21 protein-coding genes are annotated in these 26,786 nt (G+C 73.5%); 8 read left to right on the plus strand and 13 right to left on the minus strand.

Features of this window, described 5'->3' with window-relative positions; all coding sequences use genetic code 11:
• The first annotated feature begins 97 nt into the window (after nucleotides 1-97).
• Complete coding sequence (locus ACFYW1_RS03560; RefSeq protein ID WP_388986360.1) at nucleotides 98-766, plus strand: macro domain-containing protein; 669 nt, start codon at nucleotides 98-100, stop codon at nucleotides 764-766.
• Between the two features lie 124 nt (nucleotides 767-890).
• Nucleotides 891-2,555 (plus strand): ADP-ribosyltransferase domain-containing protein, encoded by a 1,665-nt coding sequence (locus tag ACFYW1_RS03565; RefSeq protein ID WP_388986363.1) that lies wholly within the window; start codon nucleotides 891-893, stop codon nucleotides 2,553-2,555.
• 396 nt (nucleotides 2,556-2,951) lie between these two features.
• Here ACFYW1_RS03565 and ACFYW1_RS03570 read toward each other — a convergent pair whose 3' ends face one another.
• Genes ACFYW1_RS03570 through ACFYW1_RS03595 form a run of 6 tightly spaced genes read right to left on the minus strand, consistent with a single transcriptional unit; the run spans nucleotide 2,952 to nucleotide 9,069 of the window.
• Nucleotides 2,952-3,923, minus strand: coding sequence for an NAD-dependent epimerase/dehydratase family protein (locus ACFYW1_RS03570; protein ID WP_388986366.1), 972 nt, complete (start codon nucleotides 3,921-3,923; stop codon nucleotides 2,952-2,954).
• On the minus strand, nucleotides 3,920-5,056 hold the full coding sequence (locus tag ACFYW1_RS03575) for a cytochrome P450 (RefSeq protein WP_388986369.1): 1,137 nt from the start codon (nucleotides 5,054-5,056) through the stop codon (nucleotides 3,920-3,922). The genes ACFYW1_RS03570 and ACFYW1_RS03575 overlap by 4 nt, the downstream gene beginning before the upstream one ends.
• Nucleotides 5,053-5,829 (minus strand): glycosyltransferase family 2 protein, encoded by a 777-nt coding sequence (locus tag ACFYW1_RS03580; RefSeq protein WP_388986372.1) that lies wholly within the window; start codon nucleotides 5,827-5,829, stop codon nucleotides 5,053-5,055. Before ACFYW1_RS03580 ends, ACFYW1_RS03575 begins: the two co-directional genes overlap by 4 nt.
• Complete coding sequence (locus ACFYW1_RS03585; RefSeq protein WP_388986375.1) at nucleotides 5,826-7,304, minus strand: class I adenylate-forming enzyme family protein; 1,479 nt, start codon at nucleotides 7,302-7,304, stop codon at nucleotides 5,826-5,828. Before ACFYW1_RS03585 ends, ACFYW1_RS03580 begins: the two co-directional genes overlap by 4 nt.
• A complete protein-coding gene (locus ACFYW1_RS03590) occupies nucleotides 7,304-8,044 on the minus strand; it encodes a glycosyltransferase family 2 protein (protein ID WP_388986378.1) in 741 nt (246 codons plus the stop codon). Before ACFYW1_RS03590 ends, ACFYW1_RS03585 begins: the two co-directional genes overlap by 1 nt.
• The gene (locus ACFYW1_RS03595; RefSeq protein WP_388986381.1) at nucleotides 8,041-9,069 is read right to left on the minus strand and encodes a 3-oxoacyl-ACP synthase III family protein; all 1,029 of its coding nucleotides are present in this window, start codon (nucleotides 9,067-9,069) and stop codon (nucleotides 8,041-8,043) included. Before ACFYW1_RS03595 ends, ACFYW1_RS03590 begins: the two co-directional genes overlap by 4 nt.
• Nucleotides 9,070-9,355: 286 nt before the next feature.
• Between ACFYW1_RS03595 and ACFYW1_RS03600 the strand changes: the two genes are divergently transcribed.
• A complete protein-coding gene (locus ACFYW1_RS03600) occupies nucleotides 9,356-10,540 on the plus strand; it encodes a cytochrome P450 (protein WP_388986384.1) in 1,185 nt (394 codons plus the stop codon).
• 196 nt (nucleotides 10,541-10,736) lie between these two features.
• Here the strand turns inward: ACFYW1_RS03600 and ACFYW1_RS03605 are convergent, their stop codons facing one another.
• The gene (locus ACFYW1_RS03605; RefSeq protein WP_388986387.1) at nucleotides 10,737-12,242 is read right to left on the minus strand and encodes a carboxylesterase/lipase family protein; all 1,506 of its coding nucleotides are present in this window, start codon (nucleotides 12,240-12,242) and stop codon (nucleotides 10,737-10,739) included.
• Between the two features lie 83 nt (nucleotides 12,243-12,325).
• On the opposite strand from ACFYW1_RS03605, the gene ACFYW1_RS03610 reads away from it, so the two are divergent.
• Complete coding sequence (locus ACFYW1_RS03610; RefSeq protein WP_388986390.1) at nucleotides 12,326-12,937, plus strand: TetR/AcrR family transcriptional regulator; 612 nt, start codon at nucleotides 12,326-12,328, stop codon at nucleotides 12,935-12,937.
• 330 nt (nucleotides 12,938-13,267) lie between these two features.
• Here ACFYW1_RS03610 and ACFYW1_RS03615 read toward each other — a convergent pair whose 3' ends face one another.
• The 3 genes from ACFYW1_RS03615 to ACFYW1_RS03625 form a co-directional block, all read right to left on the minus strand.
• On the minus strand, nucleotides 13,268-14,413 hold the full coding sequence (locus tag ACFYW1_RS03615; protein WP_388986393.1) for a serine hydrolase domain-containing protein: 1,146 nt from the start codon (nucleotides 14,411-14,413) through the stop codon (nucleotides 13,268-13,270).
• A 286-nt stretch (nucleotides 14,414-14,699) separates the two neighbouring features.
• A complete protein-coding gene (locus ACFYW1_RS03620) occupies nucleotides 14,700-16,376 on the minus strand; it encodes a hypothetical protein (RefSeq protein ID WP_388986396.1) in 1,677 nt (558 codons plus the stop codon).
• The gene (locus ACFYW1_RS03625; RefSeq protein ID WP_388986398.1) at nucleotides 16,373-17,017 is read right to left on the minus strand and encodes an ABC transporter ATP-binding protein; all 645 of its coding nucleotides are present in this window, start codon (nucleotides 17,015-17,017) and stop codon (nucleotides 16,373-16,375) included. Before ACFYW1_RS03625 ends, ACFYW1_RS03620 begins: the two co-directional genes overlap by 4 nt.
• Nucleotides 17,018-17,319: 302 nt before the next feature.
• Between ACFYW1_RS03625 and ACFYW1_RS03630 the strand changes: the two genes are divergently transcribed.
• Nucleotides 17,320-18,270 (plus strand): SDR family NAD(P)-dependent oxidoreductase, encoded by a 951-nt coding sequence (locus ACFYW1_RS03630; RefSeq protein ID WP_388986401.1) that lies wholly within the window; start codon nucleotides 17,320-17,322, stop codon nucleotides 18,268-18,270.
• A gap of 270 nt (nucleotides 18,271-18,540) precedes the next feature.
• Here the strand turns inward: ACFYW1_RS03630 and ACFYW1_RS03635 are convergent, their stop codons facing one another.
• The 3 genes from ACFYW1_RS03635 to ACFYW1_RS03645 form a co-directional block, all read right to left on the minus strand.
• On the minus strand, nucleotides 18,541-19,428 hold the full coding sequence (locus tag ACFYW1_RS03635; RefSeq protein ID WP_388986404.1) for a septum formation family protein: 888 nt from the start codon (nucleotides 19,426-19,428) through the stop codon (nucleotides 18,541-18,543).
• 606 nt (nucleotides 19,429-20,034) lie between these two features.
• A complete protein-coding gene (locus tag ACFYW1_RS03640; protein WP_388986407.1) occupies nucleotides 20,035-21,582 on the minus strand; it encodes a hypothetical protein in 1,548 nt (515 codons plus the stop codon).
• 351 nt (nucleotides 21,583-21,933) lie between these two features.
• The gene (locus tag ACFYW1_RS03645) at nucleotides 21,934-23,265 is read right to left on the minus strand and encodes a PP2C family protein-serine/threonine phosphatase (RefSeq protein ID WP_388986410.1); all 1,332 of its coding nucleotides are present in this window, start codon (nucleotides 23,263-23,265) and stop codon (nucleotides 21,934-21,936) included.
• Between the two features lie 149 nt (nucleotides 23,266-23,414).
• Between ACFYW1_RS03645 and ACFYW1_RS03650 the strand changes: the two genes are divergently transcribed.
• From ACFYW1_RS03650 to ACFYW1_RS03660, 3 genes are all read left to right on the plus strand, one after another.
• Nucleotides 23,415-23,681, plus strand: coding sequence for a hypothetical protein (locus ACFYW1_RS03650; protein WP_388986413.1), 267 nt, complete (start codon nucleotides 23,415-23,417; stop codon nucleotides 23,679-23,681).
• Between the two features lie 479 nt (nucleotides 23,682-24,160).
• Nucleotides 24,161-25,864, plus strand: a complete 1,704-nt coding sequence (locus ACFYW1_RS03655) for an amidohydrolase (protein WP_388986416.1) — start codon at nucleotides 24,161-24,163, stop codon at nucleotides 25,862-25,864.
• 31 nt (nucleotides 25,865-25,895) lie between these two features.
• Nucleotides 25,896-26,675, plus strand: coding sequence for a response regulator transcription factor (locus tag ACFYW1_RS03660; protein WP_388986419.1), 780 nt, complete (start codon nucleotides 25,896-25,898; stop codon nucleotides 26,673-26,675).
• Nucleotides 26,676-26,786: the final 111 nt, after the last annotated feature.

Consider the following 26,786-nt stretch of genomic DNA (forward strand, 5'->3'; position numbering starts at 1 on the left):
CGTCCCTCCCGCTCGGACCACTCCGTCGAACGGCGTTGTCAGTGGCGCACGGTAGTTTCGGAGTTGTTCGGGATCACGGGGCGAGAAGGGTGAATTCGTGAGTGTCAGGCATGCGTTGAGCGTCGTCCTGGTGGACGTCAACGACGGGGTGGTGAGGGCTTGGCGGTCCGCGTTCGCGGATACGCCGGAGGTCGAGATCAGACGGGGCTCCCTGCTCGACGTGGACGCCGACGCCTGGGTCTCCCCCACCAACGAGCGTGGCCGGATGGACGGTGGGGTCGACGCCGTCGTCAAGCGGTACCTCGGGGCGGGCATCCAGGTGCGGGTGCAGCGGGCGATCCGTGACCGGTTCGGCGGACGGCTGCCGGTGGGCAGCGCGGTGTGCGTCCCGTCCGGGGCCGACACACCCCGGTACCTGATTTCGACGCCCACCATGCGCCAGTCGTCGCAGAACGTCAGCGACACGATGAACGTGGCCCTGGCCTGCGCGGCCGCCTTCCAGGCGGTGCATCTGCAGAACCGGGCGAAGCCGGGCAGCATCCGGTCGGTGGCCCTGGTCGGGATGGGCGCGCAGACCGGGAAGGTGCCCGCGAAGGTGTGCGCCAACTTGATGTGGACGGGCTACACCCTCTTCCAGGACCACGATTTCACGGACTACGACGAGTTGCGGGCCACCGTGCTGGGGCAGCTCGACGACATCGAGGGAGCGGGGTCCGCACGGCGGGTCCGGATCAACGTGCCGCAGCGGCCTTCCTTTCGTCACTGACCCGAAGACCTCGCAGACCGGTGCCGCCCAGGGCGCCGGCACCGGCGACGAACCCACCGCAGCCGTTCAGCATGCCGGGGCGCCCGCGGAGGCGCCCGGTTCGAGTATGGGGAGTTCCACTCTCGTGAATGATGTCGACGTGACGGGCGCGGGCGATGCCGGTTCCCAGGCCGGGGACCCGTTGGGACTGGCCGACCTGTTCACCGGCGGCGGCGAGCCGTGGCTGCCGCTGCTCAAACCGGTGATCGAGGCGCAGCCGGGAGCCGCCGACTTCATCGGCCCGAAGCGCAGCCCGGAGGTCGTTCCGGTGCGCGAGCTGACGTTCCAGGCGTTGAAGCCGCATCCGCCGGAGAAGTGGAAGGTGGTCGTCTTCGGACAGAACCCCTATCCGCGGGCGGAGAGCGCGACCGGCATCGCGATGTTCGACAACACCTTCAACGACTGGAAGGACAGCCAGTTCGGCCGGGTCGTGAGCATCCGCTGCCTCATCAAGGCGGCCGCGATGTGGAAGCACGGCATCGTCAAGAAGACCCCGATCGCCGACGTCCGCGCCCTGCTGAAGAAGCAGGACACGGTTCAGCCGCCCGAGTGGTTCCAGGCGATGCTCACCCAGGGCGTGCTGCTGCTGAACGCCTCCCTCACGGCGAGTGCGGACGGGGCGATGCCCACCGACCGGCACACGTCGTTCTGGCGCCCCGTGGCCGAACAGATCGTCGAGGAGATCCTCCGGGCGAAGCAGGACGCGGCGGAGGAGGACGACCGGGGGGTGGTGTTCGCCTGGTGGGGCGCCCACGCCCGGAGCCTGAAGAAGGTCGTCCAACGGCTGGAGAAGAAGTACCCGGGAGTGGAGGTCCGGCACCTGGACCACGCCAACCCGGCCGCACAGGGGGACCTGTTCTGCGAGGGCGACCACTTCGCCCAGGTGAACGACGCCCTGGCGGCGGTGGGGGCCGAGCCGGTGGACTGGCTGCCGCAGAAGGGCTGGGACCAGGGGGCGGGCGGGGCCGGCGGGCCGGAGGACGGTGCCGTCGCGCAGCGGATGGGGGCGTTCATCGCGTCCACGATGGAGCTGCACCAGCTGTATCTGGAGCGGCTCACCAGCGTCAAGGACGAGGGCCTCGTCCTGCCGCCCGTCACCGGGGTGTTCGACACGCCGCTGATGGACTTCCGGAAGGCCGTCGAGCCGGTCTCGCAGGTGCTCGGGAACCTGGACCGGCACATCGACCTGTCGAGCCGTTTCGGAGAGACGAAGGCCGCGGGGGCGGCGGTCGAGGGCGTGCTGCCCGAGGACGCCGTGGGCGCCCTGTCGGCCGACGCGATCTCGGCCCTCTACCTGTACACGTGCGAGTCGGGCTTCTACCGCGAACTCAACGCCGTGCTGCGCTCCTCGGACCGCGAGCGCGTGGTGCCGTACCTGCCGTACCTGCGGCTGCTGTTCTCGGCGATGGAGGCGCTGCCGGCGCAGACGCGCCCGCTGTGGCGCGGGGTGGCGCTGGACCTCCGGTCCCAGTACCCGCTGGGGCGGACGGTGACGTGGTGGGGCGTGTCGTCGTGCACGTCCGAGCTGGGAGTGGCCCGCGCGTTCCTCGGCGGACGCGGCCGACGGACGCTGTTCGAGGTGACGCCCGCGCGGGCGGTGGGAATCCGGCGGTTCTCCGCGTTCACGGGTGAGGAGGAGTACATCCTCGCGCCGGGGACGCAGCTGAAGGTGACGGAGGTGAAGGCCGAGCGCGGCGGGCTGTGCACCGTGCGGCTGACCGAGCTGGAGGGGGCCGGCCTGGTGTCGTGACGTTCCCGGGCCGGATGCCCGGTGCGCACGGTCCTTCGGCCCCCACCGCGCGCGGGCACGGGTGCGACTCCCGGTGATGCATCCTGCCCGCGTCCGGCCCGGTGGGGCCCTTGCCGTCCGGCTCACGGTTCGGCGGAGGCCCATCGGGCCGCTTCGACCGGTTCAGGTGATCGGCGTGGTCAGGGCGCCGATGCCGTCGATCGGGCAGCTGGACAGCGGATGGCCGAACGGGCTGTCCGGCCCCGGCGGCCCGGTACTCGTTCACGGCGACCCGGCCGACGAAGGTGTAGGGGGGCGGGGCCGAGCCGGTGACGCGGAAGCCCGCGCCGGTCTCCAGGGGCGTTCGGGGGAGCAGCCCTTGTAGTCGGGTGCCGCGACCCGGCCGAAGGAGTTTGGTCACCCCTGCGGCGCGGCCGCCTCCCCGGCGCCCTCTTCGGCACACCCGGACACCCCGCCCGGCGCACCCGGCACGGCAGGTGCGTAGTCCCGCAGAGCGCGGCCGGCCACCCACCCCTGAGCCCTGGCCCTGGACACGTCCAGGACGACCGAATGGGCCAGTTGGTCGACGGCGTAGCGGGTGAGCGACGGCTCCGTGCGACCGAGCAACCGGGCAGCCCTCCCGGCACCGCCCACCGTGGCGCGGGCGACGGACAGGGGGACGTGGCCGATGCGTGCCCGTACGCGATGGGCGCGCAGGACCGTCCGGATCGCCTCGTCCCGGTCGTAGGGCACCGGATCGGCGATGTTGTACGCACCCGGCGGCCAGCCGGCAGCCGCGAGGCAGGCGTCGGTGAGGTTCTCGACGGCGGTCAGACTGAGGAGGACGCTGGGCCCCGGCAGCAGGAGCAGCCCGCGGCGGATGCGGGACAGCAACCGGGGCACCAGGTGCGGATCCCCGGCGCCGTAGACCGCGCGCGGCCGCAGCACCACGGCGCCCGCGGCGAGGGCCAGGGCCTCACCGGCGGCCTTGGTACGGCCGTAGGCGTTCAGGTGCCCGCGTACCGGATGGTCCTCGGTGACGCGGGAACGTCCGGGGCCGGGCGCGTAGACGCTGGCACTGCTCACCCACACCACCGGCCGGTCGCCGGCCGCCCGGAGCAGCCGCGCCGTGCCGTCGACGTTGACCGCGTGCATGGCGGCCTCGGCCGGGGAGCCGGGCACCGGGTCGCCGACCGCCGCCGCGCAGTGCACGACGAGGTCGGCCCCGGACAGGTCCGGGACCTCGCACGCGGCGTCCCAGGAAACGTGCCGGCCGACCGGGCCGGGCCGCCGCCCGACACACAGCACGTCGGCGCCGCGGGCGGCGGCCGTGGCGGCGACGTGCGAGCCGCAGAAGCCGCTCGCACCGGTGACGGCGATCGTGGTCATCGGTTCTCCAGGGGAGGACGGGCGTCGGCCGCCCGGACGGTGAGGGAGCGCCAGCCGGGCAGGGCCGCGCCCCGGTCGACCCGGGCGCGTACGACGACGGGGCGGTGGGGAGCGAGCGCGGCGAGGACATCGTCGAGCTGCGCGAGGGCCAGGCGCGCGCCGGGGCAGGCATGGCCGCCCGCGCCGAAGACGAGCCGGGCCACGGCGGGCGGAACCGGACGGTGGGCGTCGGGCAGCCGGTCGTGGGCCCGCACGGCGTGCCGCGCGACCAGAAGCAGGCGGTCCCCGGCCCGGACCGGGCAACCGCCCAACTCCGCGTCGGCCGCCGCCGCGCGGGGCAGCAACGGAGAAGGGGCGATCACCCGCAGCAGCTCGTCCACCAGCGCCGGGCGCAGCCGGTCGTCGGCCGCCTGGTCCCAGAAACCCGCGTCGGCACACCAGGCGGCGGCGCGTGGGAGCGCGGCGACGGTGGTGTTGACGGCGGCGACCGCGAGCACGGCCCGCAGCGCGGACCCGGCCGCCTCGCCGGAGACGGGGGCGAGCAGCGCCTCCAGCCGTGCGGTCGCCGCGGCGGCCGCACGCGCCGTACCGGGCGGCCGGGGGCCGGGCAGGTGGTCACGTACCGCGGCGGCCGCTGCCCCGGCCGCCGCCGAGGCGATGTCCTCCGGGGCGCCGACGGCGTCCAGCAGCGCGCGGACGGTGGCCCCGGCCAGTTCGCGGGCCGCCGGCACGAGGTCGACCTCGCGGCCCGTGGCGAGCGGGGCGAAACGACGGTCCAGCACGTCCCGCCACACCGGGCGCAGCCGCTCCACCCCCGCCGCGCCGAGACCGTCGGCGACGGCACGCCGGGTGGCCCGGTGCCCGGCGCCCTCCTGGTCGAACAGCGTGCCGCCCGCGGACAGCCGGCGGGCGGCGCCGCCGGTGGTGCCGTCCGCGGTGCGGTCCAGCGGGATCCTGGTGAGGGCCTGCCGGTAGGGCTCGGTGCCGTGCACCAGGACCGCCCCGCCGACGCGGGTGACGGCGCGGCGCCGGCCGAGGGCCAGGAGCGCGAACAGCACGGGGTGGGAACGGGTGTACACGCGCCGGTCGCGGCGGCGGGCGCGGGCCGGGGCAAAGGACGATCGGCCGGTCAACGGACATGCACCTGCTTCGGGTCGGCGGGTCGATAGCGGCGGTCCCAGCACCACAGCAGGGTCCGGCGGGCACCCCAGGCCCGCAGACGGCGCAGGCTGGCGCGCACGACCATCCGTTCGGCCCGGACGATCCGGTCGCTGTGCTCGCGCGCCCGGTTGAGGAGGACGACATCCTCGGGCGGCCCCTCCAACGGGATACGGGGCGCGCCTCCGCAACGCAGGTAGAGCCCGGCCGTGAGGGCGATGTTGTGGCCGTGACAGAGCACGTGGGGTGCGCGGTAGCGCGGGTGCCGGTGCCGGGCGCGGTAACGCCCGTACAGCGCGGTGATCCTGACGACTGCCGGCAGCAGATACCGCTCGGCCGGTGACGGCGACTCGTCGCGGCGCGGAAGGCTGCGGCCGCAGACCATCTCCGCGCCCCGGGCCAGCTCCCGGCGCGCCGTGGCCACCCAGTCCGCGGCGGGCAGACAGTCGGCGTCCGTACGTACGAGCAGCGCGGCGCCGCGCTCGATCGCGTACCGGAAGCCGGTGTCGACGGCGGCGCCGGTGCCCCGCTCCTCCTCGTGGACCAGGTGCACGGGGAAGGGCGCACCGGCGGCGAAGCGGCGCACGACGACGGCGGTCGCGTCGGTGGAGGCGTTGTCCACGACGACGAGGGCGAAGCCGGTATCGGTCTGCGAGGCGAGAGCGGCGAGGGTCGCCCCGATCCCGGCCTCCTCGTTGTAGGCGGGCACCACGGCCCACAGCGCCGGCGCGCCACCGGGCACGGTCATCCCCGGCTCCGTTCGGCCAGGCGCCGGGCGGCGAGGCGAGCGGTGGCGGCGCGGTCGGGCTTGCGGGAACGCCCGGACAGCGGGATGTCGGCGAGCAGCACCGCGTCCGGCCGGGCGGCACCCATGCGCTCCAGCGGCCCGGCCAGGGCCGCCCGCAGCTCCGCCCGGCCGGCCCCGCGTCCGGGCTGGACGACGGCGACCAGGCGTTCGTCGCCGTCGCCCGCCGGTACGCCCACGAGCAGGGCCAGTTCGACGCCCGGCACATGGAGCGCCGGCTCGTACAGGCCGGGGTAGATGTTCTCCGCGTGCCGCAGGACCATGTCCTTGCGGCGGCCCTCCAGCACGATCCGGCCGCCGTCGAGACGTGCCCGGTCGCCGGTGGCTACCCACGGGTCGGGGTCCTCGCCCAGGTAGCGGTCCCGGGCCGCCGGGCCCGACAGCAGCAGCTCCCCGGCGGCACCGGTCCTGGCCACGACCCCGGGAAGGGGCGCACCGACCAGGTCCCCCTCGCCGGTGAAGGCGGCCTTGTCGGCCTGTTCGACCGCCGCGGCGGGGAACAGCTCGGTCAGCGCGTACACGCCCCACGCCTCGTCCGCGCCCGCGCGCCTGACGCGGGTGAGCAGCTCGGCACTCGCGGGAGCCGACCCGGTCCACACCCGCCCGTGGAAGCGGGCGCCCTGTGCCAGCAGCCGTCTCAGCTGCGGCGGCGTCAGATAGGTGGCCTGCGGGTCGAGACGGCGCAGCTGCCGGGCCAGCACGGGCGCGGAGCGGGCGGGCAGCGCGACCGGCGCCCCGCTCGCCAGCGACGGCAGGAGGACGAAGAAGGTGCCGCCGAGGACGGGCCGTCCCGCCCCGGGCCGTACCAACTCGGTCACCGTCGTCATGCCGGCGGCGAGCGAGGACCGGCTGTGGACCACCGCGCGGGGCCGCGAGGTGGTGCCCGAGGTGAACACGATGACCGCGTCCCCGTCCTCGTCCACCGGGGACGGCAGCGGTACGGCCCGGACGTCCGCGCCCAGCGCGGGGGCGCACCCGGGCAGCCTCGGCCCGACCGTGGCCACCGGCCCCAGCCGCGCCAGGTCCGGCAGGGCCAGACGGGCCCGGCGGGCGAGCGGGCGGGCCCATCCGGCGACCGCCTGGGCGGTCGCGTCGGCGAGGACGACGTCGGGGCGGGCCAGGGCGAGCCGGGCGCGCAGCACGTCCGGCCCGGCGCCCGGGTCGAGCACCGCGGCCCTGGCACCCAGCCGGTGCACCGCGAGCATCACGGCCAGGGCCCGGGGCCCCGGCCGTACGGCGACACCGACGGTGCCGCCGCGTGCGACGCCCCGCGCGTGGAGGGCGGCGGTGTACCGGTCGGCGAGGTCGACGAGGTCCCCGCAGGTGGCCCTGGTGCGTACGGCCCCGGTGCGGGTGGTGCCGAGGACGGCGGGCCGTTCGGGGTGGCGCCGCAGGGTGTGGGCAAGGGTGTCGAGCATCAGCGCGGGTCCTCCCCGTGACGGCCCGGGCCCTTGTCGAGGTACCAGCGGGCGGTGCCGACGAGGCCGTAGGCGCTCAGCCGGCGAGTGGAGTTCTCCACGACCATGTCGCGGGCGTGGACGATCGCGGTGGTGTGGCGGCGCACCCGGTTCAGGAACAGGCGGTCGGTGGGGGAAGGACGGCGCGGCATGCCGCCGACGGCCTCGTACAACGCCGTGGTGATGGCCATGTTGTTGCCCGCGTGCATCCGGTAGGGGGCGAGGTAGCCGTGCCGGCGGTGGTGGGCGGGGCGTATCCGGCCGAAGAACGCGGCGACGCGGACCAGCGCGCGGAAAGCGGCCCGCCCGAGCGGCCCGTGCTCGTCACGGCGCGCGTCGATGCGTCCGCACACCAGACCCGCACCGTGGCGCAGGGCGTCGCGGGCACCGGCCGTCCAGCCGGGGCGCGGCAGGCAGTCGGCGTCGGTGCGGGCCAGCAGCGTCGCACCGTGCTCGATCGCGTACCGGAATCCGGTGTCCACCGCACAGCCCACGCCCTTGTCCGGCTCGGACAGGACATGGACCGGGAAGGGCGCCCGGCGGGCGAAGGCGCATGCGATCGCGGCGGTGCCGTCGCTGGAGGCGTTGTCCACGACGACGAGGGTGAAGTCACGGTCGCGCTGGCCCGCGAGCGCCTCCAGCGTGGCGCCGATGCGCGCCGCCTCCTGGTGGGCGGGCACCACCACCCACAGGGCACTCACGACTGCTCCCACACCATCGTCATGATGCTCACGCCGCCGCCCAGCCCCACGAAGAGGACCCGGTCGCCGGCCTCCAGCCCCTCGTGGACGAGGTCGAGCTGCACACCGAGCGTGGCACTGGCCATGTTGCCCAGCTCGGGCACGGTGACGACGAGCCGGTCCCGGGGAACACCGGTGAGCTCCACGAACCGCTCCAGGTACGGCACGGTGACCTGGTGCACCAGTATGTGCCGGAAATCGCCCCACACCAGGCCGGTACGCTGCCGCATCCGGTCGAGCGCCGACACGCCGACCTTCTCGAACACCTCGCGCAGCTCGCCGCCGTCCCCGTGGAAGTACGTGTACTCGTCCCCCCGCGGGTGGCGCGAACCACCCCCGAGGATCCCCCCGACCGCCCAGTGCTCGGAGTGCGTCTCGGTGTCCACGTCGAGGATGCCGCCCCGCTCCACCGGCTCCAGGACGACCGCGGCCCCGGCGTCCCCGAAGGTGTACCCCGCGAACCCGTCCCGCAGCTGCCCGGGGCCGGAGGGGGCGTGCCGCACGGCACGGCTGGGGGTCTCCCCGGTGACGACCAGGGCCCGGCGGGCACGGCCGGAGAGGATCATCGCGCGTGCCGTGTCGATGCCGTTGACGAAACTGTTGCAGGCGTTCGTCACGTCCAACGCGTGTGCCCGGGAGCCGAGTTCGGCCTGGACGATGTGCGCGGTCGCCGGTTCGGCCACGTCCCGCGTGGCCGAGGCGAACACCAGCAGATCCACGTCGCACGGGGTGAGCCCGGCCCTGGCCAGGGCGACACGGCCGGCCCGCACCGCGAGTGTCGAGGCGTACTCGTCCCGCGCGGCCGCCCGCCGCGAGACGATGCCGGTGGCCCGTTCGAGCATCCGAGCGGGCAGGGACAGTCCGGAGGCGGCGGCGACGTCCGCCTGGAGCTGCCGGGACGTCACCTCGCGCTCCGGCAGGCAGGAGGCCACAGCGGTGATGCCCGCCCGGCGCACGGGGCCGCGGGCAGCGTGGTTTATGAGCATGGCCCGAACGCTATGAGCGGTCCGGCCGGTCGACCTGAGTGCCGGTACTCAACTCGCCTGGGTGATCAGCCACGCGGAGAAACAACAGTGTTCTCCCGGCCCCGCTCTCTTCTACGGGACGGATCTCGAACGAGAGCCGCCGTTCCGCCCCGGTCGGGGCCCCGACCGGCCCATGGAAAGTTCCGGAATCACCCAATGACCTGGATCGGAGTTCTGTCGTTGGTCGGGTGTCGAGGCGTGCCCGGCCCTCCGGGCCGTCGTTGCAGCGGAAACCAGGAGGAACACCGTGTCCGTCGCCCCCACCGTCCCCCTGCACCGGGCGGAAGCCCCGGTGCCCGGGCCGCCCCGGCTCGTCGAGCTGCCGAACGGCACACCCGTCTGGCTCGTCACCCGGTACGACGACGTGCACCAGGTCCTCACCGACCCCCGCTTCGGGCGCTCACCCGTCCACGAGCCCGATACCTCGCCGGTCGTCGACAGCCCCAGCCTGCTGGACAGCCGCGAAGCCATCGGCCAGCAGGACGGCGACGCGCACCTGCGCCTGCGGCGGGCCGTCGGACGGGCCTTCAGCCCGCGCTCGGTGGAGCACATGCGACCGTGGGTGGCCGCGGTCGTCGACGGGCTCCTGGACAACCTCGTCGAGAAGGGACCGCCCGCCGATCTCGTCACCGACTACGCGCTGCCCCTGCCCTGCACGGTGATTCACCGGCTGCTGGCCGTGGACGACGTTCCCATCGAGCAGCTGCTGCACTGGGCCGAGCACGCCTTCGCCGGAGCCGTCGCGACGCCGGAGGAGGGCGACCGCGCCCGATCCGAACTGACCGCGTTCGCCGCTGCGTTGATCACCGAGCGGCGCGGCGCTCCCGGTGACGACGTGGTCAGTTCCGTCGTCCGGGCCGCCGAGAGCGAAGGCGGCATCCCCGAGGCCGCGCTGGTCAATCTGATCGCCACCATGATCGCCGGCGGCCACGACACCACCATGACCATGCTCAGCAACTCCCTGCTCTATCTGCTGACCGAACAGCCCGCTGCCTGGGGCCGGTTGACCGGCGACGAACAGGCCGCCGCGGTCCTCACCGAGCGACTGCTCCACCTGATTCCCCTCAACGACCACGACGAACGCCTCGGCCGTCTGCTCGCCGCCACCGCGGACGTCCGAATCGGCGGTGTGACGATCCGCTCCGGTGACCTCGTCGCGGCCGACCGTGTCGCCGCCAACCGTGACCCGGCGGCCTTCCCGGGCAACCCTCACGACGACCTGTTCACACCCTTGCCGAAGCCCTCGCTCGTTTTCGGCGCGGGCCGGCACTACTGCCTGGGAACCTGGCTCGCCCGGGCCGAGCTCCAACTCGCCCTCCAGCGCCTCGCCGGCCGGCTGCCCGACCTGCGCCTCACCCTCACCGTCGACGACATCGTGTGGCGGCGCGGTGCTGTCAGCCGCAGCCCTCTTCACCTGCCCGCGGCCTGGTGAAGGGCGACCGCCGAGGTGCCCCACGGCGGTCAGGAGACGTACGGGTGCCCATGACCCGGCAGTCGGCCCGCCGGTGCGGTGCCCGGCCGGCCCGGGGGCACAGCTCCTGCCGGTGGCTCCCCGCCGACGCGCCGAGTGCCGGCCGCGGCCTCACCGGAGGCGGGGCGACGGATCCGGTACCGGACGGCGTGGGCCGCTACGAGAGGTCGAAGGGGGCGATGGGGTGGCCCTCCCAGATCCGGCGGGAGGCATGTTCGGGGTAGGGCCGGGTCTCCGACTCGGCGTCCAGGACGCGGGTGAGCCGCTGGTCGGGCCGGTGGGCGGCCCAGCCCGCGTCCCCGGTGGTGACGAAGCGGATCCATGCCTCCCTGAGCTCGTCGGAGAGCGCGACGGCCTCGGGGGTGGGCTCGTCTCCGACGAGCTGGACCCCCACGGGGCTGTCCAACGTACCGAACGCCAGGGGGACATCGAGGCTGTGGCAGGCGCCCAGGGCGCCGCCGAGCACCGGGGCGCTCCAGCCGAGCTCGAACAGGTACGAGGTGCCACCGGCTGCGGCGTTCGCCTCGGCCAGCTTCTGCGACGGCATACGGAAGAGGGCGTCCGCGTACACCGTCTCCACCAACTCCTCCGGGTCGGCCCGGGGAAACGCGGCACGGTACGCCTCCGCGCCGTGCGGCTGCGGGGCGAGCAGCTCCAAGGCCGCACGGGCGTCCTGCTCGGTGAAGGTGCCCCGCCGCCCGGCCATGACACTGAACAGCCGGAATTCGTCCCGGGTGTGGCCGACGAGCAGCTCGATCCCGCTCGCGCGCCCACCGGCCAGCGCGGACCAGGGCGTTTCGGGGAGGACCTCGCCGTCGACGACGGGACACAGGGCGGTGCCGGTCTTCGTGAGCCGCCCCCAGCTCTCCCGGTGCGCGTGGAGTCCGGCGTTGAACGCGGTGAGCCCCGCGGCCAGGTGCCAGGGGTCGGTCTCCCGCAGGGCCGCCGCGGTGGGGGCCGCCACGCCGAGCCGGTGTGCGAGCGCGGCGGTGACCTGCCGTGCCAGCGCGGGGGTGCTGTGCAGCCCCGGCACCGAATGGGCGATGGCCCGCCGGAACAGGCCGCGCGCCGACTCCATCGCGAGCAGGGCGGCGACCGATCCCGCCCCGGCGGACTGTCCGCCCACGGTGACCCGGTCGGGGTCGCCCCCGAAGGCGGCGATGTTCCCCTGCACCCACCGCAGGGCCGCGACCTGGTCGAGAAAGCCGCGGTTGGGCGGCGCGTCGTCCAGGAACGCGAAACCCTCGACGCCCACGCGGCAGTTGACGGTCACCACGACGAGTCCCGCCCCGGCCAGTGCCGCCGGGTCGTACATCGGGTCGCTCGATGCCGCCGAGACGTAGCCGCCCACCGGGATCCACACCAGCACCGGCAGTCCCGCCGCGCCCGTATCCGGGGTGCAGACGTCCAGCGTCAGCCAGTCCGTGCCCCGTGACGGGCCCGCCTCGACCGGCAGGGACAGCGGCACCAGGGGACCGAACTCCGCCACCTGCCTCGTCCCCTCCCAGCGGTGCGGCGGGGCGGGCGCGGCGAAGCGGAACGCTCCCACCGGGGGCCGGGCGTAGGGGATGCCGCGGAACACCGCGTGTCCCTGTCGCCGGCGCCCCTGCACGACACCTTCTGTGGTTCGAACCCTCGGCCGCTCGGGCAGTTGTCCAGGCATGACCCCAGATTCTTAGGTCAGCTGTATTATGTCAACTGTATGGGAAAGGCTTCGGGTCGCCGAGGAAGGCAGGGAGGCCGGAGATGCCGAAACAGGTGGATCACCGCGAACGCCGCGAAACGATCGCCCGCGCACTGTGGCGAGTGGTGGAGCAACGCGGTGTCTCGCATCTGACGATGCGTGTGGTCGCACAGGAGGCGGGCATCTCCCTGGGGCAGTTGCAGCACTACTTCGCCTCCCGGGCCGCCATGCTCTCCTTCGCCGTGGACTTCGCGTCCGAACGGACGGCGCTACGCGTCGAACAGGGACTCAAGAAGCTCGGCGACCGCCCGCACCCGCGTGACGTGCTGCGACTGACGCTCGCGGAAATGCTCCCCCTGCACGCCGACGCCCGCGCGACCAGTCGGATGAGCGCCGCCTACGTCCTGGAGGCACTGCACGACGAGGCCGTCCACGAGCAGGCGCGCCACGGCCTCGTACAGGGACGGGCCCTCGTCGAGCAGCTGGTCCGCCAGGCGGTTGCCGACGGACACATCGACTCCGAGCGAGATCCGGCGACCGAGACCAACCTGCTCCTCGCCCTCACCGGCTTCACCCCTCTGATCGAACTGGACGTGATCGGGCCGCAGGACGCACTCACCGCGATCGATCTGCACCTGGACAGGCTGTTCGGCACGACCACCCGCAACGCCTGACCCGGGGCGATCCCGACCGCTGCCGGAGAGCCGCTGCTCCGGGCCGGGCCACCGGATGCGGCGCCCGCCGTGCGACGGGCGCCGCATCCGACCGGACTCCCCCGGAGTTGACGAGGACGGTGCGCGGGTCCGTGCCGGTGGTCGTGGGCACGAGCATGACCGGCACCGCCCCCGGTGAGGGGGCGTGAGACGGCCCTGTGCCGCCGTTGCCACCCGGCCGGGGCTTCGGACGATCACATGTGGAGGGGCGGGGCGGGACGGTTCACGTCCGAGGAGCAGCGGCGTGACCGCCGGCCGGCCACCCGTGCGGTCGTCCTGCCCCGCTGACGGCTACCGCTTCGCCGGGACCGTGCCGCAGAACTCCGCCTCGATCAGCTTCTGGGTGTCACCGGTCCAGTCGGCGTTGAAGTTCGCGGCGAGGGAGTGCTCCCCGTCCCGGGTGGCCTGGGCCTCGGACTGGGACCCGTGGATGCCGCCGCCGTGCCCCCAGACCTCCTTGCCACAGCTCAGCTTCTGCCGCATGAGGCCGAGCCCGTAACCGACGGTGGGCAGGTCGGGGGAGACCTGGACGGTATCGGTCATCTCCTTCATCTCGGCCCTCGGGAGCAGCCGGCCCTTGAGCAGCGCACGGTAGAAGGTCTGCAGGTCGTTCGCGTCGGAGACCATCTCGCCGGCGGCACCGGCGATGCTCGGATTGAGCTCGGTGACGTCGTGGACGGGCCCGCCGGCCTCCTGGGAGAGCGTGGAGTAGGCGCGGGAGTTCGGCTCGGGCATCCGGGAGCCGGTCCCGGGCACGGACGTGGCGCGCAGCTTGAGCGGCTTGATGATCCGGTTCTCGATCGCCTTGCCGTAAGGACGTCCGGTCACCTTCTCCACGACCATCCCGGCCAGCACGAAGTTGGTGTTGGAATAGTTCCAGTCCGTCCCGGGGGCGAAGTCGGGCTCGTGCGCCATCGCGACGGCGACGAGCTGCTTCGGGGCCCAGGTGTCGTAACGATGCTGCAGGAAGCCGGGACCGAAGACCTTCTTCTGGAAGCCGGGGTCCTCGGTGTAGCTGTAGATGCCGCTGGTGTGGTTGAGGAGCTGACGGACGGTGATCTTCCGCCCGTCGTGCCCGTGCCCGCGCACCACGGTGGGCAGCCACTTCTCGACCGGGTCGTCGAGGTCGAGCCGGCCCTCGGCCTGGAGCTGGAGCAGGACGGTGGCGGTGAAGGTCTTGGTGATGGATCCGACCCGGAACCGATCGGCCTTCTTCCGCTTCCCCGCGGTGTCGGCCCAGCGGGCCCTTCCGTCACGGGCCTGCGCGACGGCCCCGGGCACGCCCTCGGCGACGGCCGCCTCCAGGGCCTGCCGGGTGGCGGCGTGGGACGGCTCGGCCGGCGACGACGCGATGGCGGGCGCGGCGAGCGCGGTGGCGGTGATCCCGACGACGAGCCCGGCGGCGAGGAGGGTACGGACGGTACGTACGGCTGACATGTGCGGACTCCCGTGATCGTGAACTGCGGTCACGGGAAGGGACCGGGGGAGACGAGTGGCGGGTTGAGTCCGGTCGTGACGGTTGAGCCGCTTTCAGCCGTTCGCGGGATCGGTCGGGTGCGGGAGCGACCCGACGCGGGTCGGTCGGGCCCGCGCGAACCGTCCCGTCGGCACTGCCGCAGGTCGGCGCGAGCCACCAGCGGGTTGTTCCCGGCCTTCTCGGCGGCCGACGGCCCACCGCATCCCGGCCTTTCCCGGATTCTCCGCCTTTGCCGCACCCGTCCCCCTACGGGCGCGCCCGCTTGCGTGCGCGGCCCCGTACCCAGCGCAACATCAGCAGGGCGAGGAGCCAGCACGCGGCCGGGCGGCCCAGTGGTTCTGCCGCTTGCGGGAGGCCGGACGGGAAGGGCGCGGCGAGCAGTACCGTGAGTCCCGCGGTCCCGGCCATCGGGCCGATGGCGTACCACAGCACCGTCAGGATCGGGCCGGTGTCGCCGAGCGCGGAACCGCCGTACAGCACCCACACGGGCGCGGGTGACCGGTACGCGCTCAGCAGCCCGGCGGCGACCAGCACCGGTGCGGCGGCCGGTACGGCCAGGAGCACGACGGGGTGGGCCGGCAGAGCGAGCAGGCAGCCGGCGACGACCAGCACGAGGGTGGGCACCAGCGCGTGTTCGAGCGCCAGGCGCTCGTAGGGTCGGGGCGACCATGCCGTGCGTCGTACGTCGTCGGCGTCCAGCCTGGCCGGTTCCAGCAACTGCGACGCGGCGAAGCAGCCGAGCAGCGCGGCCAGTGCCGCGGCGAGGTATCTCCCCGGGCCCCCGAGCCCGGCGGCCACGTGGGCGACCGCTCCGGCCGGTACGAGCAGCAGGACCATGAGGCCGGTCCGCCCGGGTGCCATGACCAGGGCCACCGCGTCGCGCCAGGCGACCAGCAGGCCGGGCGAGCGGGGCGGGGACAGCCGGGCGGCCCACCGCTGGGCCCGGCCCCGGCCCCGGGGCTCCAGGCTGCCGGCCACGGAGAGCCGGGCCGAGCGCATGTCCACGGCGAGGAGGCCGGCCAGCACCCCACCGGACGCCCGGGCCCGTGACCGCAGCACCTCGGCGGGCACCTCGGCGAAGACCTTCCAGGCGTGCGTCAGGGCGGCTGCCGTGACCGCCGGCAGCAGGGCGAGCGCCACCGGCCACAGGGGGCCGGGGCGGCCCGCCGCCGCGAGGACGGGCTGCGCCGCCCAGCCCCACGGGCCGGACCACAACTCGACGGTCTCCAGCGCCTCGGAGCGGTGCCCCCGGGCTGCGGCCGTCACCTGCACGGCGCCGAGCAGGAGAGCGATCAGCAGAACGGGGGTGGCCCGATGGAGCCGCTCGGTGGCCTTTCGGGACCGTTCCACCATGGCCGCCCCGGCCACGGCCAGCAGGGCCAGGCAGACTGCGGGACCCAAGCAGGCCGGGACCAGGAGACCGATCCGGCCGAGGCCGGCCGCCGCGATGAGCAGCGCGCCCACGAAGCCCAGCAACAGGGCGGCGAGCGTCCAGACTCCCGCCGACAGGGCGAACCAGGGAAGCAGCACCGGGCGGCGCCGGACGGGCAGCGCGAGCAGCCAGTCGGCATCGGGCCGCGGCAGGATCACCGGCCCGCGCCACAACGCGTCGCGCGCCGTGAGGAAGAACCCCGCCAGCGCCGTGAGGACCAGGGCGGACGGCAGCACGTGGGCGACGGCAGCAGCACTGTCCGCCGATGGCCGACGGTTGCCGATCTCCTGGAAGAGTCCGATGACGAACAGGCCGTACCAGCCGATCAGCAGGACCAGGACGACGTACGCCGCATAGGCGAACCGGCGGATGCGGCCGGCGCCGCGGCGGTTGCGCAACCACTGCAACGTCTCGGCCGTCCGGTCCGCGGCGCCGCCCTTCCGCGCCCCCTCGTCCGCGCCGGCCCCGGCCTCCCACGCCGTACGGCTCACGCCCCTGCCTCCGCCAGGACCTCGTCCGGGGTGCCGTCCGCGACCACGGAGCCGTCCTCCAGAGCGATCACACGCTGCGCGACCCGCGCCAATTCGGGCTGATGCGTGGCGAACAGCACCGCCCCGCCCCGGTCGCCCTCCCCTCGCAGCACGTCCGCGAGACGACCGCGGGCGCGGGGATCGAGCCGCTGCTCCGGCTCGTCGAGGACCAACAGGTCGCGGGGGCGCAGCAGGGCCGACGCGAGCATCATCGCCTGGAGCTGCCCGGAGGACAGCGCGCCGGGCAGGGAGCCCGCATGACCGGTCAGCCGCTGCTCACGCAGGAGCGCGTCGATCCGGTCCCTGGGGACCCCGTGTGCCACGGAGACCAGTTCGAGGTGCTGACGTACCGTCAGGTCGGGATAGTGGTCGAGGGCGTCACCGACGACCGCCACCCGGGCGCGCACCCGCACCTCGTCCTCGGTCATCGGCTCGCCGTCGAACCTGACCTCGCCGGTGGTGGGGCGGTCCCGGCCGCATGCGATGCGCAGCAGCGTCGACTTGCCCGAACCGTTGGGGCCGAGCAACGCCACACACTCGCCCGCGGCGACCTCCAGATCGACGGCCCGCAGAGCCTCGCGCTCGCCGAAGGTACGGCTCACACCCGTGACTGCCAACAAGGGGGCTCGCACCCTCGCGACTCCTTTCGTGGACGTTCCTCGCCGGGACGGGACCCGAACCCGCGACTCTTCCCCTGCCCGGCTCCTGCCCCGTACCGCCGTTCGCCACGGCGGAAGGATATGGCAGCCGTCCGGGCGGCCACCGACCACGGCGGGATGTCGGCCGTCCGGCAGTACTGTCGGTGACTTGTGGGCGATGTGTCGGTGGCCGCTGGAACCGTGGGTGCCGGTTGTCCGAGGGAACAGCCGTAGTCGCCTTCAACCGCAAGGGAGCCTCCGTCCCCATGTCGCCCGTGTCCTCCACCTCGCCCTGGAGCGTCCAACAGCTGCCCGGCGCTGACGGTCGCGTCTTCCTGGTCACCGGCGGCAACGCCGGCATCGGGTACTTCGTCGCGGAGCAGCTGTCGGCGACCGGAGCCACTGTCGTGCTCGGCAGCCGGAATCCCGCCAAGGCCGAAGCCGCCCTGGCCTCGATCCGCGTTCGTGTCCCCGGTGCGCGGGTACGGGCCGTGCGGCTGGACCTCGCCGAGCTCCCGTCGCTCCCCGCGGCGGTGGAATCGCTGGAGGTGGAACGCCTTGACGCGGTGGTCCACAACGCCGGCGTCGCGCTCGACCACCTGCCGCGCGAGGAGACCGGAGACGGTCACGAGCTGATGTTCGGGACGAATCACCTCGGCCACTTCGCCCTGACCCAGTGGCTGATGCCGCTGCTGTCGGCTGCGCCGGCGGCCCGTGTCGTGACCGTGGGAAGCTTCGCGGCAAAGTCCGAGCGGCTCGACCTGGACGACCTGCAGTCCCGGAAGGACTACCGGCCCAAACGCACCTACGGCCGCTCGAAGCTGGCGCAGATGTACTTCGGCGTCGAACTCGACCGCCGCCTGCGTGCTGCCGGCAGCACGGTGGCAAGCGTGGTGGTCCATCCCGGCGGCGCGCTGGACTCCCTCACCCCGTCCCGGCCGCCGGTCCACGTGCGCACCAACGGCGCACGGCTGAGGGCGGCACCCGCGGCCCTCCTCGTCCAGGGCAAGCACGCCGGCGCCTGGCCCGCGGTCCGAGCGGTGCTGGACCCGGCCGTGCGGGGAGGCCAGTTGTGGGGGCCGCGCGTTTTCGGCCTGCGTGGCGAGCCCCGGCGCGAACCGGTGTGGAACCACCTCGCCGACCCCTCCGTCTCGGGGCGGCTGTGGGACGCGAGCCGCGATCTGACCGGCGCCGACCCCGGCCCGGTCTCCGGATAGCCCAGGCGCATGCGCGCTCTGTCCGCGGCCTTCGCGGCGGGGCCCCGGTGAACGTGACCGCGTCGACGGGCTGTGGAGGGACGGCGGAGGCGCCACGAGGGTTTTGACCGTCCCCGGGGCGGTGGCGCGGCTCTCCCGCAGGGGCTGAAGGGACCGGGCCGCGGGATCGGGATCCGGTCATGAGGACGGCCGCCCATGGCGGCGGCGGTCCCGGCGTCGTCCGGACGGCCGGACCCGCGACGGGCCCGGCCGCACTGCTCCGACGGGGCGTCAGCCCGCCCAGACCTCGGCCTCGTCGGCCGGGACGGTGGTGGCCAGACCCAGTTCCTTGCGGGCGGCGACCGACTTGTTCGGGTCGATGCCGCTGAACGCCGGGTCGTAGGCGAGGTAGAACGCGTCGGCGTCGGCGGCGTTCGCGGCCTTCTTCCAGCTCCCGGCCGCCTTCGTCAGCGTCGTGCGGAGCTTGCCGACCTCGGCGCCCTTGATGTCGTTCAGGCCCTTGAGGTGTGCGTCGAGGGCGGCCGCGACGGCTTTGGCCTGAGCCTTGTAGCCGGCCAGGTCGTCCTCGACGGCGTCCTTCTCGGACTGGTTCGCCCACAGGGCCTCGTAGACCGCGTTCGAACCCTTGAGGTACGTGACCTGCTCGGGCTTGAGGGACTTCGCGGTGCTCATCGAGCCGCTGAAGGTGCCCTTCTCCGAGGTGTAGGTGCAGCTGACCGAGCGGTCGCCCGTCGTCCAGCTCTCCTTGGTCGGGGTGTAGTAGAAGAGGGCGACGCCCTTGGGGAGCGCCCAGGTGTCCGGGGCGTACTTCTGCGCCTCGACGGGGCAGCGCTCGTCAGCGATGGCCGAGACCCCGTCCTCGCCGGGGTACTTCTTGTCCTTGTCGATCGCGAACTCGCCGACGACCTGGCCCTGGTGCGCCTCCTCGCAGGGCACGATCTCGACGGCGTACGCCATTCCCTCGGCCTTGCCGTTGGGGTTGTAGCAGTCGCCGATGTCCAGCGAGAACACCGAGCGCTGACGGGCGACCTTCTTCGCGCCGTCCTTGGCGCTGTCGACGGCGTCGGAGACGTCCGAGCATCCCACTGCACCGATCGCGAGCAGGGCGACTATGGCGGATATGCCGCGAAGGGTGCGATGACGAGCAGGGATAGCCATGACGTGTACATCCTCTTTAACTGATCTTTATGGAGATTGCGCGCATCATATGCCATTCCTGTGACGCCGCTGTGCGGAGGCCCCGCCTCATCGCGGTGTCTCTGACTCGCTGCGGGCCGCGAAGGTTGTATCCGGGTTGCTCACGGATGGCCCGACCCCGCAACCGAGAGCGGCGGGACGGCCTCCCGAGGGTCGCTCCGACTTCGGGCGGCCTAACCGCGGCACATGCGGCGCCCGGGCGCCCGGCTTCGACTGGATCATGCGGGGCTCGCGCGCCCCGGCCTTTCCCCGAGCTCTCGGTCCCGCTCGACCAAGAGGGGCGTCACCCGCCCCCTTTCTCCGCCTTGCGGCCGCACACGCCGGAACCCGTTTCCCGGTCCGGCCCGATCCGAACCGGAAGAACCTAAGGGCTGTCCCGTAATCCCCGGCGGGCGCACGACGACAGCTACTTCCCCAAGCTCTCGGCTGCGCTCGAGCAGGGGAGCCCCCACTCCTCGCCGCGTTGTCGGAACGTCCGAATACATCCAGTATGCGGACGCCCCTCCGCCTTGCGATGCACCGCATCTGACGCCGCGCGCTGATCCACCGGGGATTACGGGACAGCCCTTAGGTGAGGGGGCAGGTGAGCGGCAGGACCCGTTCGGACAGCCGGCCGGTGAGACGGGTGGGGGTGACGGCGACTTCGGCGAGCCAGTCCGTTGCGGTCAGCTGGTCGGTCAGGGGCGGCAGTTCTCCGGGGCCGATGGCGCACCAGGAGAAGAGCCGGTCCAGATCGATGCCCTGGCCGTCGGGGCCCAGGCAGCCGTCGACGCTGCTGTGAGTGGCCAGGACCAGGGCGAGCAGCCGGGTGGCGGCAGGGGCCTTCGCCTTGCGGAGCTTCTTGTCCGAGACGGTTCTCTGGGCCCACCCGGAGAGCTTGGGCCGCAGTTTCCTGCCGAACGCGAGCGGTCCCGAGCCGTCCTCATCGGGAACCAGGGAGGGGATGGTGACGGCGGTGGGGTTTTCGGGCCGGGAGGCGAGCAGGTCGGCGATGGTGCAGGGGAGGCGGAGCCAGCCGGAGTCGACCAGTTGCGTCACCAGCTCTGCCGGCTCCTCCAGGCCCAGGCCGGTGAGGTCCTGACCGACGAGGTTGCCCGTGCCGGTGTGCGCGGCGCGCAGCGTCAGCATCACCATCAGCAGGCGCGCCTCCGGCCCGGGCAACGGGGCGGTTTCGGTGACGTGGGCCAGGACGGACCGGGCGCAGTCCCACTGGCCGGGGCGGGTCAGCAGGCGGGTCACGGCCGGGGTGCCGCTGCTCGCGCCCTGGCCGGTGCGCTGCTGGTGCTGGAGAAGGATGGTGGCGGCGGCCTGCTCGGCACGCTGGGCGTCCAGGTGCAGGCTCGGGTCGCCGGTGGTCTCGGCCCAGGCCGCGAAGGCGCTCGCCTTGCGGCTGTGGAGGTCGGCCAGGAGCACCAGGTCGGGTTGCTCGCGTTGTTGGTAGGCGCGGAAGAGGTTGCCGAGTTCGACGAGTTCGTCCCGCAGGGCGATGGGCCGCAGGGTGCGCGGGATGACCCGCTGGGCGATCTTCACCTGCCGGGGGCGACGCCGCCCCGGCGCGGAGCGAGGAGCCGGAACCGGGCCGACCGGAGCCGGGCCGGCCGGACCGGTTCCGGCATGGGAGAACTGCGGCACACCCGCGCCCGCCGTTGCCGCTGCGGGGACCGGGCGGTCGGCGGGCCGGGGCTCAGGGGCCCGGGAGGTGGCCGCGGTCCTCGTTCCCGGGGTGGCGGCCGCGCACCGCGAGCAGCACTCCATGGCCTGCCACCAGCGGCCTTCGCGGTCGGTCGCCACGGCCAGGACGACCGGCCCGCCGCACCGCCAGGTTTCGGCGGGTGCGCGGCGGTCGGTGTCGGGCAGGTGGGCGTGGCAGCCCTCGGCCCGGCACGCGCAGTGCGCCCCGGGCCTGGGGGCGGAGGCGGCACGCAGATGGGCCTTGAGGTGGGCGACGGCGGCCGCACGGCCGGCGGCGGCCGAGGGAAGACGCTGCTCGGCACAGGCGGGGCGGCTGCACGAGACGCGCACCACCGCGCCGCCCCGGCCGACGGGGTCCAGCCGCACCGTCCACCGGCGTCCCGACAATCGCTCGTCCAACTCGCTCACTGGGGCCTTCCTCATCCTGCTTCCTGGCCTCGATACCTGCCGCCGCTTCCCGCCGACCGGGCGGTGTACGGGCGGCGAGTCCACCGTATGCGGGCGCAGGGGAGAAAACCGGCGAACTTGCCCTGTTTCCCGGCATGCGGCGATAATGCGCGCGTCGTATGGCCGGTATCCGCCCCGGGCCAGGCGTTTTTCGTCCGTACAGGGCGCGGCGGTCCGGGCCGGAGCAGCCGTCGGCCCGCTCCGGTGTCCGGCCCCGGGACGGTGCGTCCCGCCACCCCGCGCATCCCCCCGAGCGGCCGATGCGCAGGACGAGTCCCGGCGCCCCGGACCGTGTCGGCCCCGGCCGTTCGCGTCGGTGTGGGCCCGTCAGACGGCGGGCGGGGTGCGCAGGGCGAGGATGGCCAGATCGTCGTGGCCGTCGCTGGGGTGGTGGTCGGCGAGGAGGCGCACGAAGTCGTCCAAAGGCAGGTGGACATGGCCGGCGGCGTGTTCGGCGAGTCGGGCCAGACCGTGGTCGATGGAGTGGCGGGGATGTTCGACGAGCCCGTCGGTGAAGAAGACCACCGTGGCCCCGGCGGGCACCGGACGGGTGTGGTCGGGACGGTCCTGGTCGGTGTCGACCGCGAGCGGCAGGCCCGGCTCGGCATCCAGATACTCCGCGTGCCCGTCGGGGCCGATCAGCAGCGGGGGAAGGTGACCGGCCGTGCTCCAGTGCAGCCTCCAGCCGTCTTCTGCGGGTTCGATACGGGCCAGGCAGGCGGTGGTGACGGGCAGATCGGTGATGTCGTTCAGGGTGCGGTCGAGCTGGGCGAGGACAGAACTGGGCGGGGCGAGCCGGTCGTAGAGCAGGGCTCGCAGCATGTTGCGGGTCTGGGCCATGGCGGCGGCCGCGCGCAGGTCGTGGCCGACGACGTCGCCGATCACGACGGCGCACGTGTTGTCGGGCAGCCACAGGACGTCGTACCAGTCCCCGCCGAGATGGCCGGGGCTGGAAGCCGGGCGGTAGATGGCGGCGCCGGTGAAGGGATGCAGGTCGGGCAGGGCGGGCAGCAGGAGGCGCTGGAAGTGTTCGGCGCTGCTGCGGACCTGTTCGAGCAGGCTGACGTTCTCGATGGCGATGCCGGCGGCGCCGGCCAGGGCGACGACGATGTCCTCGTCGTCACGGTCGAAGGGCTGCCCGTCACGGCGTTCGGACAGGTAGAGGTCGCCGTAGATGGTGCCGCGGACACTGATGGCGACGCCCAGGAGGGTGCGCATGTGCGGGTGGCCCGGTGGGAACCCGGCCGAGGCGGGATGGGCACGGATGTCCTCGACGCGCAGGGGCTCGGGATGGTGGATCAGATGTCCGAGAACACCGTGCCCATGGGGGAACTCGATCCCGGCCAGGTCGTCGCGCTCGGACTCCGACAGGCCCGCCGTGATGAACTGCTCCAGTTGCTCGCCGGACTCGTCCAGCACGCCCAGCGCGCCGTAGCGGGCGCCGACCAGGCCCCTGGCGGTGGCCACGATGCGGTACAGAACCGCGGGCAGATCCACCTCCTGACTGATCGCCAGCACCGCGTTCAGCAACCCCTGCAGCCGGTCCTTGGCGGTGGCCAGTTCCCGCAGCTGGGCGGCGATCCGGTCCAGCTGACGATCCAGTTGCAGGGTCAGGTCGGGGTGGGACCGTTCGGGTTCCTCCTGCTGTCCCGTCATCATGACCGCCCGGCCACCGCAGCCGCACCGCGGTCCCGCGTCGACTCACCCAGCCACTCGCACGAGCGGTACACACCGGCCTCCTGACCCCCCGTCATCGGACAAGGTCCCAGCGTGACATGGCGAGGTGGTCCACCCCGGCCATTACTCCCGTGGCAGCACGCCCCCGTCGGCAGGGGGAGCCCGCCGTCCTGCGCCCCACCGGGCCGGACGGCGCGGCCAGGCCGGAGGTCTTCGCCCGGATCACCGCCTTCGTGGCCGGGCGCGTTGCCCACGAGATCGTGCGGGCCGCGGTACTGCGCTCACCGGACCGAGGAGCGGCCGAGGGCGGCTCCCTCGACTGCGCCGGCCGGCCTCTGGCGGCGACGGACCGGGCATCGGCCCGGTCGCACCCGACTGGGCCGACGCGTTCGACCTGATGCTCGTGAACGTATTCACCGAGGTGTTCGCCTGGGGGCTGTACGACCACTTCTTCGATACGCCGACGGACACACCGACGCGCGGGCGGGACCGACGCCGTGTTTCTGAGCGCTGAGCACGTCCACGAGGCGATGCTCTCCGGCGACCCCGCCCGGGCCCCGCAACCAAAGCGCGACCACGGCTTCGCCCTCGGGCGGCTCCTGCAAGCATGACCGCGACGGAGTTCCGGAAGTCCAGCAGTCCGGGCCGCCCCGGCCGATGCCGGCATCGAGCCGGGGCCGGACCGTGCTGGGGTCCTCCGGGTCCCGGGCCCCACCGGGCGGCCGCCCCTTTCAGGAGGGAGACGGCCGTCCCGCCTTCCCCGAACGTGGGCGTATCGGTGGGATGACCGATGTGCGGAGGCCGGACGCACAGCCATAGTCCTCGGGAGATCGTTCGCGGGCAGTCCGAGTACGCCCGCCTGTCGAAAGGACCTTCTGTGGGCACGCATGCGGATCTGGTATTCCTCGGTGGTCGGGTGGTCACGGTCGACGCGGAGTTCTCCGTCGCCTCGGCCCTGGCGGTGACCGGCGGGATCATCAGTGCCGTCGGTGGACGGGACGACGTCGCGCCGCTCGTCGGACCCGACACCCGTGTCATCGACCTGCGGGGGGCGACGCTGCTTCCCGGCATCAACGATTCCCACCTGCACGCGTGCGCCTTCGGCATGGCGACACCGCCGCTCTCCCTCGACGTCGGCCACCCCACCGTGTCGTCCCTCGCGGACGTGGCCGAGACGGTACGGGAGGCCGTCGAGCGAGTACCGGCCGGGCAGTGGATCACGGGGCACGGCTGGGACACCGGTTACCTCGACGAGTGCCTCGCCGATCCGTCGCGGCTGCCCTCGCGGCACGACCTCGACGTCATCAGCCCCGACCACCCCGTCGTCCTGTACTCCTTCTCCGGGCACGCCACCTGGATCAATTCCAAGGCGCTGGAACTCATCGGGATCGACCGGCACACCGTCGCGCCGCCCGGCGGGGCCATTGTCGCGGACGAGTCCGGGGAGCCGACCGGGCTGCTCCACGAGGGAGCCCAGGCCCTCGTCCAGAACGCGCTGCCGCCGCTCAGCCGGCAGGAACGGACCGACGCGGTCAGGTCGGCTCTCGCCACGCTGGCCCGGCTCGGCGTGACCAGCTACACCGAGCCCGGCCTCGGCCCCGGCGGCGACGGCATCATGCGGGGCGCGCTCGGCGCGGAGACCCTCGACGTCTACCGCCGGCTGCTGGCCGACGGCGAACTGACCGCCCGCGTCGGAGTCCTGCTCCTGCCCACCGGCATGGCGAGCACCTCGGAGGAGTTCGCGCGTGCCCTCGCCGAGACTGGCGAGACCGGCGAAGCCGATCCGCGCCGCCTCGCGATCCACGGGGTGAAGATCTTCGCCGACGGCATCGTCCCCAACAAGACGGCCTGGATGCACGAACCGTACGTCGGCGGCGGCTGCGGCTCCCTCTGCGTCGGGGGCGGGACCGACGGCGAACGGATCACCGAGATACACAACATGATCCGGCACGCCCACGCCGCCGGGCACCAGTTGGGCGTCCACGTCACCGGTGACCGGGCGATAGACACCGTCGCGGACGCCTTCGCCGCAGCCGTGTCCGAGCATCCGCGGCCCGACGCCCGGCACTACGTCATCCACGGCGACTTCCTCACCGCGCACAGCATGAAGGTGCTGGCCGCGCACGGCTTCGGCGTCAACATGAACCCCACCATCAAGTGGACCGTCGCCGACATGGAGGAGGAATTCGTCGGCGCCGAACGGGCCGCGTACGCGTGGCCCTACCGCGACGCCATCGACGCCGGGGTACGGGTCGCCAGCGGCTCCGACGCCCCCGTCACGTATCCGGACTGGCGCCAGGGCGTCGCCACCATGGTGCTGCGCGAGTCGAAGGCCGCTGGCCGGGTCAGCGGCCCGGAGCAACGCATCGCCCTCGCCGAGGCGATCCGTACGTACACGATCGGCGCGGCCTGGCAGGACTTCGCCGACGACTGGAAGGGCTCCCTGGAGCCGGGCAAGGCCGCCGACCTCTGCGTGCTCGACGGGGACCTGCTCACGGCCGACCCCCATGACATCCCGGAGATGCCCGTCGTCCTCACCGTCATGGACGGGCAGATCGTGCACGACACGCTCCGCGATTGACGTATTCCGGACGTTTGATCATCCTTGGGCCATGGCAGCACGGCGAAGCACAGCGGACATCCTGGACGCGGCGGTGCAGGTCCGTGAGGCCGCCAGACGCGGCGGGAGCGGCATCGGCACGGTCCTGACGGCGCTGTCGCAGGTGGTGGAGTACGACCACGCCTCCCTCTCCCGGTGGGATCCACAGAGGCGGCGCCACACCACCCTGGCCGGGAGTTATCCGGAGGACGCCACGTCGTACATCGAGGGCCGCCTCCACCGCGACCCGGTGTTCCACGTGCTCCGCGGCCCGGCCCGGGGCGGCCTCTGGCTCGGGGACGTCCCCCGGCACCTCCTGGCGTCATCGCCGGGCTTCCAGGAGGTGCTGTCCCCCCTCGGGATCAAGGACGGCGTGGCCCAGTGCCTGTTCGCCGCCGACGGCCGGTACGTCGGCATGCTGAACGTCAGCGCCCGTCGGCCGCGGTACGCCCCCGATCCGGCCCGCGCCGCGATCACCCTGCTCACCGAGGCACTCGCCGCGGCCGTCGATCCCCGCACGGGCCCGCCGCCCGAGGAGGCCGCCACGCCCGGCCCCGATACGGACACACCGCCCCCGCCCGCACGACGGCCCGGCGGACTCTCGCCGAGGGAACTCCAGGTGCTGGCCGAAGTGAGCGCGGGCCGCACCAACCGGGAGATCGCCGAGCGGCTGCACATCACACCGCGGACCGTGGGGACCCATATCGAGCACATCCTCGCAAAGCTCACTCTTCCCAACCGCGCGGCTGCCGCCGCCCGAGCCGCCGCCTGGGGAATCGAACCCGCCCGCTGACGCGCACGCCGCAGGAAGGCCGCGCAGCCCCTCGGACCCCCGAGCCGCTCCGGTGCACGGGCGGGCACCTGCCGCTCGTCACCCATGCCGCCCGGCCACGGACATGGCCAA

The sequence above is a fragment of the Streptomyces sp. NPDC002669 genome (genome assembly GCF_042889165.1).
Classification (GTDB): Bacteria; Actinomycetota; Actinomycetes; order Streptomycetales; family Streptomycetaceae; genus Streptomyces.